The organism is Pragia fontium DSM 5563 = ATCC 49100, from assembly GCF_900112475.1.
Taxonomy (GTDB): domain Bacteria; phylum Pseudomonadota; class Gammaproteobacteria; order Enterobacterales; family Enterobacteriaceae; genus Pragia; species Pragia fontium.
Window position 1 is genome coordinate 81,023 of record NZ_FOLW01000001.1, and the last position, 12,419, is coordinate 93,441.

The 12,419-nt window shown below is 45.9% G+C and carries 10 protein-coding genes; 4 read left to right on the forward strand and 6 right to left on the reverse strand.

The annotated features are described in order from the left end of the window. Positions 1–77: 77 nt before the first annotated feature. Together gudD and BMZ28_RS00420 are read right to left on the reverse strand one after the other, a co-directional pair. Positions 78–1,415, reverse strand: coding sequence for a glucarate dehydratase (gudD, locus tag BMZ28_RS00415; RefSeq protein WP_047780205.1), 1,338 nt, complete (start codon positions 1,413–1,415; stop codon positions 78–80). A gap of 114 nt (positions 1,416–1,529) precedes the next feature. Next, positions 1,530–2,870: an MFS transporter gene (locus BMZ28_RS00420; protein ID WP_047780204.1), complete on the reverse strand. Its 1,341-nt coding sequence runs from the start codon at positions 2,868–2,870 to the stop codon at positions 1,530–1,532. A gap of 558 nt (positions 2,871–3,428) precedes the next feature. Here BMZ28_RS00420 and garD point away from each other — a divergent pair. Continuing rightward, complete coding sequence (gene garD / locus BMZ28_RS00425; protein ID WP_074820017.1) at positions 3,429–4,991, forward strand: galactarate dehydratase; 1,563 nt, start codon at positions 3,429–3,431, stop codon at positions 4,989–4,991. Between the two features lie 95 nt (positions 4,992–5,086). On the opposite strand, the gene BMZ28_RS00430 is transcribed toward garD, so the two are convergent. The 3 genes from BMZ28_RS00430 to dgt form a co-directional block, all read right to left on the reverse strand. After that, on the reverse strand, positions 5,087–6,085 hold the full coding sequence (locus BMZ28_RS00430; RefSeq protein ID WP_074820020.1) for a reverse transcriptase family protein: 999 nt from the start codon (positions 6,083–6,085) through the stop codon (positions 5,087–5,089). 323 nt (positions 6,086–6,408) lie between these two features. Then, on the reverse strand, positions 6,409–7,563 hold the full coding sequence (locus BMZ28_RS00435) for a CdaR family transcriptional regulator (protein WP_074820022.1): 1,155 nt from the start codon (positions 7,561–7,563) through the stop codon (positions 6,409–6,411). A 296-nt stretch (positions 7,564–7,859) separates the two neighbouring features. Then, positions 7,860–9,356, reverse strand: coding sequence for a dGTPase (gene dgt / locus BMZ28_RS00440; RefSeq protein ID WP_074820024.1), 1,497 nt, complete (start codon positions 9,354–9,356; stop codon positions 7,860–7,862). 262 nt (positions 9,357–9,618) lie between these two features. Here dgt and mtnN point away from each other — a divergent pair, with 262 nt between their 5' ends. The 3 genes from mtnN to BMZ28_RS00455 are packed head-to-tail and all read left to right on the forward strand — an operon-like array spanning position 9,619 to position 11,810. After that, a complete protein-coding gene (gene mtnN / locus BMZ28_RS00445; protein WP_047780199.1) occupies positions 9,619–10,320 on the forward strand; it encodes a 5'-methylthioadenosine/S-adenosylhomocysteine nucleosidase in 702 nt (233 codons plus the stop codon). A gap of 17 nt (positions 10,321–10,337) precedes the next feature. Continuing rightward, positions 10,338–11,174: a vitamin B12 ABC transporter substrate-binding protein BtuF gene (gene btuF / locus BMZ28_RS00450; RefSeq protein ID WP_074820582.1), complete on the forward strand. Its 837-nt coding sequence runs from the start codon at positions 10,338–10,340 to the stop codon at positions 11,172–11,174. Between the two features lie 21 nt (positions 11,175–11,195). After that, positions 11,196–11,810, forward strand: coding sequence for a TRIC cation channel family protein (locus tag BMZ28_RS00455; protein ID WP_047780198.1), 615 nt, complete (start codon positions 11,196–11,198; stop codon positions 11,808–11,810). 130 nt (positions 11,811–11,940) lie between these two features. Here the strand turns inward: BMZ28_RS00455 and erpA are convergent, their stop codons facing one another. Next, the gene (erpA, locus tag BMZ28_RS00460) at positions 11,941–12,285 is read right to left on the reverse strand and encodes an iron-sulfur cluster insertion protein ErpA (RefSeq protein ID WP_074820028.1); all 345 of its coding nucleotides are present in this window, start codon (positions 12,283–12,285) and stop codon (positions 11,941–11,943) included. Positions 12,286–12,419: the final 134 nt, after the last annotated feature.

The following is a 12,419-nucleotide window of genomic DNA, read 5'->3' on the forward strand; positions in this document are numbered from 1 at the left end:
AGCCACACGCTATGATTAAGTAATGCTTCTTAAGTGATACGTTGTCAGCCGCGCGGATAGCACGGCCAAATCGTGAATTAACGCACCAAACAAGGACGTTTGTTATCAAAAGTCCAATCAGGGATCAGATACTGCATTCCCATCGCGTCGTTACGCGCTCCAAGCCCCATGCTTTTGTATAACTCATGAGCTTTAAGCACTTGATCCATATCGATCTCAACCCCTAACCCCGGTTTCTTCGGTACCTGAACCATGCCACCTTCGATTTTCAGCGGCTCTTTGGTAATACGTTGATTACCTTCCTGCCAAATCCAGTGAGTATCAATTGCAGTAATCTTGCCCGGCGCAGCCGCAGCCACCTGAGTAAACATCGCCAGAGAAATATCAAAATGGTTATTGGAGTGAGAACCCCAAGTCAGTCCCCATTCATGACACATTTGCGCAACACGCACTGAACCTTGCATAGTCCAGAAATGCGGATCGGCCAGAGGAATATCTACTGAATGAAGCTGAATGGTATGTCCCATCTGACGCCAGTCAGTGGCGATCATATTAGTGGCAGTGAGCAAACCAGTAGCACGACGGAATTCCGCCATAATTTCACGACCAGAATAGCCCGCTTCAGCACCGCATGGATCTTCTGCATAGGCCAAAGAGCCCTTGAGATATTTGCCAATATTAATTGCTTCATCTAACGACCATGCACCGTTCGGATCCAGTGTGATACGCGCCTGAGGGAAACGTTGTGCCAACGACACAATCGATTCGGCCTCTTCTTCACCAGCCAACACACCGCCCTTCAGTTTAAAGTCGTTAAAGCCATACTTTTCATAGGCAGCTTCCGCTAAACGCACGACGCTATCCGGGGTTAAGGCTTCTTCATGGCGTAAACGGTACCAGTCGCAACGTTCATTAGGCTGGCTCTGATAAGGCAAATCCGTTTTGTTGCGATCGCCGATAAAGAACAGATACCCCAGCATTTCAACCTCATCACGCTGCTGGCCATCACCTAATAAAGAGGCCACCGTAACCCCCAGATGCTGCCCTAACAGATCGAGCATTGAGGCCTCAATCGCCGTGACCACATGGATAGTCGTACGCAGGTCAAATGTTTGAGTGCCACGCCCACCGGCATCGCGGTCGGAGAATTGATCGCGCACGCTATTCATCACATTTTTATATTCGCCGAGGGTTTTACCCAGAATCAGCGGCTTCGCATCTTCCAGCGTCTGACGGATGCGCTCACCGCCCGGCACTTCACCGACGCCAGTGTTACCCGCGTTATCTTTCATAATAACGATGTTACGGGTGAAATAAGGAGCGTGAGCCCCACTTAGGTTTAATAACATGCTGTCGTGTCCGGCAACCGGAATCACCTGCATTTCAGTAATTATTGGGGATGCTGACGAACTCATAGTAAATCCACCTTAGTTATCTTTAATTAATTGGATAATGTTATTCGGTTAAACGTTAATTAACGCACTATCGCCGGAGGTATCTTGCATAGGCATGGCCTGATACCTCAAAGATTACAGTTTCAGCTCAACGCGTTGAATCTTACCGACCACAAATAGATAGCTGACAACCGCGATCACCGCGTGAATACCGACATACACCAATGCGCCGTTAAATGAACCTGTGGTGTGAACGATATAGCCGATAGCGATAGGCGTAACAATGCCTGAGATATTGCCGCACATATTGAATAAGCCACCGCTTAATCCGCTGATCTCTTTTGGCGCAGTATCTGCCATCACCGCCCAGCCCAGCGCACCAACTCCCTTGCCGAAGAAGGCTAAAGCCATAAAGCCAACCACCAGCATTTCTGATTCCACGTAGTTACAGAAAATCATCGAAATAGACAGCAGCATGCCCAACACAATCGGCGTTTTTCTTGCCAAAGTAATGGAACCCGTACGTTTCATTAGCCAGTCAGAGATAATGCCGCCCAAAATACCGCCGGCAAAACCGCACAACGCCGGAACCGAAGCGACAAAACCTGCTTTCAGAATTGACATACCGCGTGCCTGGACCAGATAAACCGGGAACCAAGTAATAAAGAAGTAGGTTAATGCGTTGATACAGTACTGACCGATATAAATACCAACCAGCATACGGGAACTTAATAACTGCTTGATATAGTGGAATTTAGGACCTGAACTACCATCTTGACCTTTGCCCTGCTGATCCATATTGGTCAGCGCACCACCGCGTTCAATATGGTCAATTTCGCCCTGATTGATTTTCGGGTGATCTTTCGGATTATGGATGACCTTCAGCCAAACAAAACTAACAATGATGCCCAATCCACCCATAAAGTAGAATACAAACTGCCATCCTAAGGTATAGGTTAACCAGCCCATAATTGGCGCAAAAATAACGGTAGCAAAATATTGTGCCGAGTTAAAAATCGCTACTGCTGTACCACGTTCCTGTGCAGGAAACCATGCGGCAACAATTCGACTATTTCCCGGAAATGAAGGTGACTCAGCCAAACCAACCAGAAAACGTAAAGAGAAAAGCAGTACCAGAGCCCACATACCGCTTAAGAAGCCAATTGCGCCTTGTAACAGGGTAAAGGTTGACCAAATAAAAATACTCCAGAAATAAACGCGCTTGGAGCCAAATCTATCCAATAGCCATCCGCCCGGCAGTTGCCCTAGCACGTAGGCCCATGAGAATGCAGAGAACACATACCCCATACCGATAGCATCCAACCCCAGTGAAGTTGACATCGGGGCACCAGCAATCGATAACGTTGCCCGATCGCCGTAGTTAATCGCGGTAACCACGAACAGCATGACAACAATCCAAAAGCGGACATGAGTGGGTTTTTCACCGCCCCTTGCCGCCGACTTTATAGACTCCATAGTATTCTCCTAGAGATAAAGTTATTGATTTAACTTATCCATCTTTTTTAATATTGTTAGTGATAATAATTCGGATAAAAAAGTCTTCTTTCTGCCTAATAAAAATAGGCCGTCAGTTTTATTTCCCTGTATAAGAAATAACAAAATATAAAATTAATAATTCGCTGTTCCGCTGGAAAGATACTAATAGGAGAGAATGGTTTAAAGCATTGGGCAGATGCCCAACAATTTATGTAGCCCAGAACATTTTTCGCATAAAAAACAAACAAAAAAAACAATAAAACACAATTAAATCATTGAGTTGAAAATATTAAAAACCGATATCCCCTTTCCAATAAATAGTCTGAAAAATTGATACCTATCACAGATTAAGAGCGAGTTAGGCGGAATTTAAAATCGCCTTAAAAATAGATATTGTTATTACCTAAGATAGTCAGTAAAAATAGAAATAAGACATAGCTAAAAATAGCAGAATTAAATAATTCACTCCGCCGCCACGATAGATAGTCACCCATAAATGATACCCGTTAAAATTTTTTAACATTGAAGGTATTTATCATGCAGAAAGATAACAATCTTACTACTCCGCTTTATATAAAAGTCGATGAACAAGACAATGTCGCCATTGTGGTCAATGACAACGGTCTAGCCGCCGGTACTCGTTTTAGCTGCGGTTTAGTCCTGACAGAACATATTCCACAGGGACATAAAGTTGCCCTAATCCCTATTCAACAAAACCAAGCTATTGTGCGCTACGGTGAAATTATCGGTTATGCGCTACGTGATATTGCCCAAGGAAGCTGGATTGATGAATCGCTGGTGGCTTTACCTGAAGCGCCTGCGTTGGATACCCTACCTCTGGCGACCAAGACTCCTGCACCGCTACCTTCGCTGGAAGGGTATACCTTTGATGGTTACCGCAATGCCGACGGTAGTGTAGGAACTAAAAACCTGCTGGGGATTACCACCAGTGTACAGTGTGTGGCAGGTGTCGTTGACTATGTCGTCAAGCTAATTGAGCGAGATTTACTCCCTAAATACCCTAACGTCGATGGCGTTGTCGGCCTAAACCACCTGTATGGCTGCGGTGTGGCAATTAACGCCCCAGCCGCGGTGATCCCTATCCGTACCATTCATAACCTGGCGCTGAACCCCAACTTTGGCGGTGAAGTGATGGTTATTGGCCTCGGTTGTGAAAAGCTTCAGCCGGAAAGACTGCTTGAAGGCACCCCTGACGTTGAAAAGATCATCATGACTGATAGTCCGATTATTCGTCTGCAGGATGAACAACACGTTGGCTTTGGCGCCATGGTGGCCGAAATTATGTCGGTCGCGGAAAAACATTTACAGCGTTTGAATAAACGGCAACGGGAAACCTGCCCAGCCTCAGAGCTGGTGGTAGGAATGCAGTGCGGCGGCAGTGACGCGTTTTCTGGCGTAACGGCTAATCCTGCGGTTGGCTTTGCCTCTGACCTACTGGTGCGCTGTGGTGCCACAGTGATGTTCTCCGAAGTCACCGAAGTCCGAGATGCCGTTCATTTACTCACGCCACGGGTTATTAATCCGCAGGTTGGTAAAGACTTACTGCGCGAAATGGCCTGGTACGATAATTACCTGAATAGCGGCGAAACAGACCGCAGTGCCAATCCATCACCCGGTAACAAGAAAGGAGGTTTGGCTAACGTGGTGGAAAAAGCGTTGGGTTCAATTGCTAAATCTGGGAAAAGTGCCATTGTCGAGGTTCTTTCACCGGGACAACGCCCAACCAAACGCGGTCTGATTTATGCCGCAACGCCCGCCAGTGACTTCGTCTGCGGTACCCAGCAATTAGCCTCCGGCATTACACTACAAGTTTTCACTTCGGGTCGAGGCACGCCTTACGGACTGGCGGCCGTGCCGGTGATAAAAATGTCAACCCGCAGCGCCTTAGCTAAACGCTGGTTCGATCTGGTGGATATCGATGCAGGCACCATTGCAACCGGGGAAGCCAGCATTGAACAAGTAGGATGGGAACTATTTCATCTACTGCTGGAAGTTGCCAGCGGTCGTAAGAAACCTTGGTCAGATCATTGGGGGTTACATAACGCATTAGCGGTGTTTAATCCCGCACCGGTGACTTGATAAAGTAAACACTTACATTGCAAAAGGTTAAGGGTGAGTACCTCACTCTTAATCCACCGATTACGGCTAAGTTAAACCGAAATAACCAATAGAAATTATTCTGCCCGATGAGTCCGAATCAGCTGTTTTATTAGAGATTGGGCTTGCAAAAAGTAAGCATCTTGGGGATTAACCTGCACAATAAAATTGGCTTTTCCCAATAGAGACTGAAGGTAGCTCTCAACGTCTTCCTGCTTAGCGATAAGACCGTTATTGATTTGAGTTAAATGTGACAACACACCAAATTTCTGGCAAAAGTAAAGTTCCTGCCGCAGTTGTTTACGATATTCTCTGGATACCTGTAGTTTTTCATTCACCACAATGCCGGTTACCAATTGTCGGGTATGACAGGTAAATAGCTTTGTTTTATGCTGGTTTAATGAAAAGCCCATTTCCTGTAAAAATGCCCGAACCTTATTTTTTAGCTGTTTAGCCTCAAAGTCGCCAGAAAAGGTCATGTCATCACAATACCGGGTATAAACAATTTTTCTTTCCTGACACCACTTTCCTATGTAGTTATCGAACGGCGTCATAACAATATTTGAAATGGCAGGTGACGTTGGTGCCCCTTGGGGTAGAGCATCGTTATAACAGCATAGATTGGTTAATAATGTACCAACGGATGGAGGAAAGTAGAGAGACGGAAAGACACTGCGACAAACCATCATAAATGTAATGCTGCCAAAGAAATCAACAATATCTAGCTTAAGTATCTGTCGTTGACCAAGGTGAGCTTGCGCATTAGCGACGATATCCGTTCCCTGACGATAAGCGGTGGCATGTGCTGACAGGGGAACATCCTGCAATAGATTGCGAAGAATGTTTTTTTGAATTTTCTTCAGCAGCTTATCCGGCACCAGTAAATGCCGCTGGGTGCCATCTCGCTTTAACAAGGTAGTCTGTTGATAATGGTTGTTGATATTACGGCTAACGGCATAAAGCGAAGCGATATACTTTTCATCGCTCCAATCAGTGTTGCCCAACAGCCGCAGGGAGACGAGAAACTGCTTGATTTGCGCCGTGGTACAATATTTCCATACGTCCGTATCAGGCATATGCTCCTTTTTTATCTCCGTCCATTGGTACCATAGTCAATATAAAATTAGGGATAGAGACAATACTATAAAACGATACCGTAAGCTGCGGAGACGTACTCAGCCGGAGGTCAACCGAAGGCGTCGCACACAAAGTGTGCTGAGGTACTTTGCAGCAGCTTATGGTCTGGCATAACTTAGCTATATCGATTATCCGGTGACGACTCGCCAACGGATCCAGATAATTCTATCTGAATAAGCTATTGCCTCTATCACAGGTATTCTAATCACGTTATATCAACAACTGCAATGCACTAAGTAACAACACGTTAAGTAACAAACGATTATTCTTCATCTAACTGTAATGCGATATACAGTTGCATATGGTCGTCAAATTTTTTCAAATTTAATCCGGTAATTTGCGAGATTCGATTTAATCGGTAGTCCAGCGTATTACGATGAATATACAGAGACTTTACCGTCGCTCCAGGATGCATATTGTGCTTAAACCATGCCTGTAATGTTCTACGCAGCAATCCGTTATTATCCATCGCTTTTAGTTTCGTCAATGGCCGATTGAGTTCATTCACTTGCCAGCCGCCGCGTAAGCTATCCAGCAACACCGGTAACATAAGATCCTGATAATAATAGCTGCTCTGGTTGGGCATACGCTGCTTACCCACGGTCATTGCTGCTTTTGCCGTACTGTATGAACGTGCAACACAACCGGGATCGGAGAAATGGTTGCCCAGCGATACTCTGACGTTAAGCTGGCTATTTTCAGAAATGCGCAGTAGCAGATTATCGACCCGTTTACGATGTTCTTCCGCATCCCAGCGACCATGGCTGTTCAATGCAGGTTGCAATACCACCATTTCATTGAGCGAAACAATCGCAATCAAGTTTTCCCGATCCGGTATAGTCAGCAAACTTTGCAGTTGCTGTAAGTCTTTCATGGAAACATCCGCCCCTTGACGGCGGCTATCCAGTTCAATCAAAGTGACCACTCTCGGCTGACTGAGGTCTATTCCTAATCGCTGTGCCCACTCCATTAATGATGAGGGTAACTCATCATTACGGATCAAATTCAGCACCAGCGCTTCACGCATCCGGCTATCCTGAGCCAGCATATTCAGCAGTCGGGCCTGCTCCAACATCATTTCTGCGGCCATACCGACCAACTGTCCGTGTTGCCGTAACAGATCGGGATCTCCCGTTAAACCAATAACGCCAACAACCTCGCCTTCTACCCGCAGAGGCAAATTAATCCCCGGACGAACTCCTTGCAAACTGATCGCCACGGCATCATTAATTTCTACCACGCGACCCTGAGATAGCGCCAATAAGGCACCTTCATGTAGCTCACCAATTCGCTTATTATCACCGCTACCGATAATCATACCGTTCGCATCCATTACATTGATATTGCTATCAATAATTTTCATGGTGCGGTTAACAATGTCTTGAGCGAGTTTGGCATCAAGATGGTAAAAAGGCATGGCAACATCCCGGGAATAATGCGAATTAGCCAAGATTAATGGTAGTGATTGCCGTATGCATTGTGCAATTGCCCAAACTTGAGTTTTATTTATCCAAATTGAGGCAACAATCACATTTATCTATTACCGTCAATCTGCTCTCTATTTAGAAGGTTTTGTTATTCATTAAAATAAGAAAGATATTACTGTAATGCAGATAAGTGAAATAAACCGGTGAGATAAAAACAGGTATCGCTATGCTTTTCGTTAAAATAACCAAAAGCATAGCGACTAGAAAGGCGTTACTCTGTAGCCAACTACTCTGCCGCCATTAGCTTACGATACTCATCATAAGCATAAAGATCGGTCATACCGCTGATATAGTCCTGAATAAGTCTGGCGCGATAATACAGCTCTCTAATCTCTTGTTGTGATTCAGGCAAATGCCCCAGCTTGCTGATGGCTTCCTGATAAGCTAAACAATGTTTAGTCGACAACTTGTGGAATAAGCGCGTTTCAATTAAATAACGGCGATGGGCATTTTCTCGAACTAATTGCGTAAAATCCGCCATAGGCATATCCAGTAGCGGACTATAAATATCCAATAGCCCACTGATCACCCGATAGCCTTGTAACTCTAATTGTTCCACTTCTTCGTGATTGAAAACATATTTCAACGCAACATCTTTGAAAGCGCTGAGCAATTTAAACGCCTCATCACCATCTTCCAGCAGAGCTTGATTAAAACTACCGTCGAAAATAGCGGGTAAATTATTGATAAAGCGTAGAGCCGCCCGTGGCACCAGTTTGCCTACGGTATAAACCCGCAGATACATAAAGAACTGATCTTCACGATGACGATATCCGCTGCCCTGCTCCATTTTCCGTACCGCGTTACCAATGGTTTTATCAAACAGATCGCCATCAGACACCTCACCCCAGGCATTTTTCAAACGGTCGTGAAGCTGCTCAATGGTTAAAATGCGTTTTTCCACAGCATCTTCAAGATCGGCAATACAGTAAGAAATATCATCTGCGGCTTCCATAATATAGGTCAGTGGATACCGACTAAATTCCTTCATATCCAGCTTACTGCGCAGATCGTTAATAAAAGCTTCCTCTGCCAGATAGTAACCCGGTTTTTTCATCAGGTAGCTGCGATCCGCCGGTATATCCTCTGTCCAGTATGCTGGCCGGGTATACTTCAAAATACAGGCAACTTGAGAATAGGTTAAATTAAGCTTCAACAGCGTATGGACCAAACGAATAGCCTGAGCATTCCCTTCAAAATTACTTAAGTCCTGACAAATACGCACCCTGAGAACGTTTAATTCCGGCTGCTCATCTTGCAGGCGTAAACAGGGATAATGACACAGCTTCCCAGCACCGGGATTCAACCTCTTACTAAACCAGTTGTTAATAGCCGCTTCACCGAAATGACCAAAAGGTGGATTACCTACGTCATGCATCAGGCAAGCCATTTCAACAATGCTTTCAAAGGAGTCTAACGTTTTATCCAAACCAAGCTGTTCAATTCGCCCTTCTTTTTTGAGCTGATTGAAAATTTCTTTAGCAATATGACGACCAACCTGCTGCACTTCCATCGAATGAGTCAAACGACTACGTACCGCAGCATTGCGCTCCAATGGGAATACCTGAGTCTTTTGCTGGAGCCGGCGAATAGCAGCAGAATTGATGATACGCCCGCGATCGCTCTCAAACTGACGCGTAATCTCGTATTCCCCTTCCGGAGCTGGTGACGAGCCAAAAGGACGCTGAACAATGATTCTTTTGCTAAAATCAATTCCGGACATAACCTTTTCCCATTCTGCTTACGATTACCGCTGTCACATTCAGTTTCCAGCAGCCTGCCTGTTTTCAACCTATCTCGATGAAAAATTACGTGGTTTTTTCCATCTTAATAAAATATTTTCCAAGTTAATCATACATTATCCGCTCACGGATTAAAGATTAATCAAATGATGCAAAAATCTGTGTTGTAGAAGAGACTCATTCCGTCCATTAGCATGATAGACTACGCGCCAATTTATGTACCTAACCTGACGGATTATTACGATGAAAATAGGCATTATCGGCGCAATGGAGCAGGAAGTTACTCTACTTCGTGATCAAATCGACAATTGTGAAACCTTTAAACGCGCTGGCTGCGAAATCTATACCGGCCGCCTTAACGGCATTGAAGTCGCTCTGCTCAAATCAGGTATCGGTAAAGTTTCAGCGGCTATGGGCACCACTCTACTGTTGGAAATCTGTCGCCCTGACCTGATTATCAATACCGGTTCTGCTGGTGGCCTGGCCCCGTCACTCAACGTTGGCGATATTGTGGTATCCGATGAAGTACGCTATCACGATGCTGATGTCACCGCATTCGGCTATGAGCCAGGTCAAATGGCTGGCTGTCCGGCAGCTTTTCCTGCCGATAAAGATTTAATCGCACTGGCAGAACACTGTATCAGTCAATGCAACCTTCATGCGGTCAGAGGTCTGATTTGCAGCGGAGACGCCTTTATCAACGGGGCTGAACCACTGGCACGTATTCGAGCCAATTTCCCTAATGTTGCCGCCGTCGAAATGGAAGCAGCCGCTATCGGTCACGTTTGCCATCAGTTTGGTACACCGTTTGTAGTGGTGCGCGCAATTTCTGACGTTGCCGATCGGGAATCTCATTTGAGTTTCGATGAATTTCTTACTCTAGCGGCTAAACAATCATCTTTAATGGTCAGCACTATGCTAAAAACACTGGCAGAAAAACAATAATGCTGCTGCGGACCTTCATGAAAAAAACAGTAACGGCGCTGTGGCTGTTACTGTCAGTCTCTTCGCTATATCTGTATAGCGGCGCGGCGATATCCGCGGTTGCTGAACGAGTGATCAGTTTATCCCCCCATACCACTGAGCTGGCTTATGCCGCAGGTATGGGCGACAAACTGATTGCCGCCAGCGCGTATTCCGATTATCCACCGGAAGCGAAAAAGCTGGAGCAAGTGGCCTCATGGCAAGGCATCAATCTTGAGCGGGTTATCGCGTTAAAACCAGATTTAGTCTTAGCCTGGCGGGGAGGCAATCCGCAAAAAATGCTGGATCAGCTGACCAATTTTGGTATTAAAGTGCTCTATTCCGATCCGCAGAATATTCAGGGAATCGCTGACAACTTGAATCTGTTGGCTGAATATAGCCCGAATCCGGCACAGGCTCATCAAGCCGCCGCCCGTTTGCTAGATGAACAGCAATCCTTAAAGCAGCGCTATCAGCAACAAAGTAAGCCACCGGTCGGAGCCTTCTTACAATTTAGCCATCAGCCATTATTCACGACCTCCGGCAGTACGCTACAAAGTGAAATTGTTACCCTATGCGGCGGCAGAAATATTTTTGCCGATAGCCCGGTGCCCTGGCCACAGGTAAGCAGAGAGCAGGTACTTACTCGCAAGCCTCAGGTGATTATTATTTCTGGTGAAGAAGCGCAAGCAAAAAACGTCAGAGACTTCTGGCACGGACAGTTAGATGTTCCTATTATCACGGTACCTGAAAACTGGTTTAACCGTAGTGGCCCAAGAATTATGCTGGCTGCTGAAGTCATCTGTAAAAAATTATCTGAAATTTCATCTAGTTAATAGGATTTGGAGCACGGGTAAATGTTAGTCTATTGGCTGGATATTCTTGGAACTGCCGTTTTTGCTATCTCCGGTGTGCTATTAGCCGGAAAACTACGTATGGATCCCTTTGGCGTACTGGTATTAGGGGTTGTCACCGCGGTTGGTGGAGGCACCATCCGCGATATGGCACTGGCTAACGGCCCCGTATTTTGGGTCAAAGACCCGACCGATTTAGTGGTCGCGCTGGTCACCTGCGTCGCTACCATTGCCGTGGTACGCCACCCTCGCAGCCTGCCAAAATGGATTTTACCGGTACTGGATGCTATCGGCTTGGCGGTATTCGTCGGTATTGGGGTAAACAAAGCGTTTCTTGCCGGAACCGGTCCATTAGTCGCCACCTGCATGGGCGTCCTTACCGGTGTCGGTGGGGGAATTATTCGTGATGTGTTAGCTCGTGAGATCCCAATGATACTGCGTACCGAAGTGTATGCTACTGCCTGTATTATCGGCGGTTCGGTTCATGCCGCATCACATTATTTCTTTAATTTGGGGTTAGAAGAGTCAGGAATGCTGGGAATGGTGATTACGCTGACCATCCGTTTGGCCGCTATACGCTGGAACCTGAAGTTACCTACCTTTAGTTTGGAGAAATAACCGATATCTGGCGCGGACGAATCGCTTGAAGGGTGAGACACATAAATGTGTCTCATAACTGCCCGTAGCCATTCCAGACCCTACGCCCACGGGCACAAACATCTCTTTCTTACCAAATAACCACAACAACTTACACGCTAAATGAAGAGCCACATCCGCAGGTACTTTTGGCATTTGGATTCTGGATAATAAAGCGTGAACCTTCTAATCCTTCGGTATAGTCTACCGCACCGCCGATTAAGTATTGCAGACTCATCGGATCAACCACCAGCGACACGCCCTGCTTCTCTATCAGCATATCGCCATCATTCACTTTATCATCAAACGTGAAGCCATACTGGAAACCACTGCACCCACCACCGGTGATATACACACGTAGCTTCAGGTCAGGATTACTTTCATCAGCAATCAGTTCCTTCACTTTATTGGCCGCCGCCTCGGTAAACTCCAGCGGCAAAGCAGTTGAATCACTCATTCATTGTCTCCAGCTTATTTTTCAGATCTGGTTTCAGGTCTGCTACTCTGGCAAAACCCGTAATCCTATAATTATCTAATAGTTGACTAAAACGTTCAAGTATTATACCGCACTTTGCTACAATACTCAGGACT

Coding starts and splice junctions, on each gene's coding strand:
- gudD (WP_047780205.1), bottom strand. CDS start 1,415: ATGAGTTCGTCAGCATCCCCAATAATTACTGAAATGCAGGTGATTCCG.
- BMZ28_RS00420 (WP_047780204.1), bottom strand. CDS start 2,870: ATGGAGTCTATAAAGTCGGCGGCAAGGGGCGGTGAAAAACCCACTCAT.
- garD (WP_074820017.1), top strand. CDS start 3,429: ATGCAGAAAGATAACAATCTTACTACTCCGCTTTATATAAAAGTCGAT.
- BMZ28_RS00430 (WP_074820020.1), bottom strand. CDS start 6,085: ATGCCTGATACGGACGTATGGAAATATTGTACCACGGCGCAAATCAAG.
- BMZ28_RS00435 (WP_074820022.1), bottom strand. CDS start 7,563: ATGCCTTTTTACCATCTTGATGCCAAACTCGCTCAAGACATTGTTAAC.
- dgt (WP_074820024.1), bottom strand. CDS start 9,356: ATGTCCGGAATTGATTTTAGCAAAAGAATCATTGTTCAGCGTCCTTTT.
- mtnN (WP_047780199.1), top strand. CDS start 9,619: ATGAAAATAGGCATTATCGGCGCAATGGAGCAGGAAGTTACTCTACTT.
- btuF (WP_074820582.1), top strand. CDS start 10,338: ATGAAAAAAACAGTAACGGCGCTGTGGCTGTTACTGTCAGTCTCTTCG.
- BMZ28_RS00455 (WP_047780198.1), top strand. CDS start 11,196: ATGTTAGTCTATTGGCTGGATATTCTTGGAACTGCCGTTTTTGCTATC.
- erpA (WP_074820028.1), bottom strand. CDS start 12,285: ATGAGTGATTCAACTGCTTTGCCGCTGGAGTTTACCGAGGCGGCGGCC.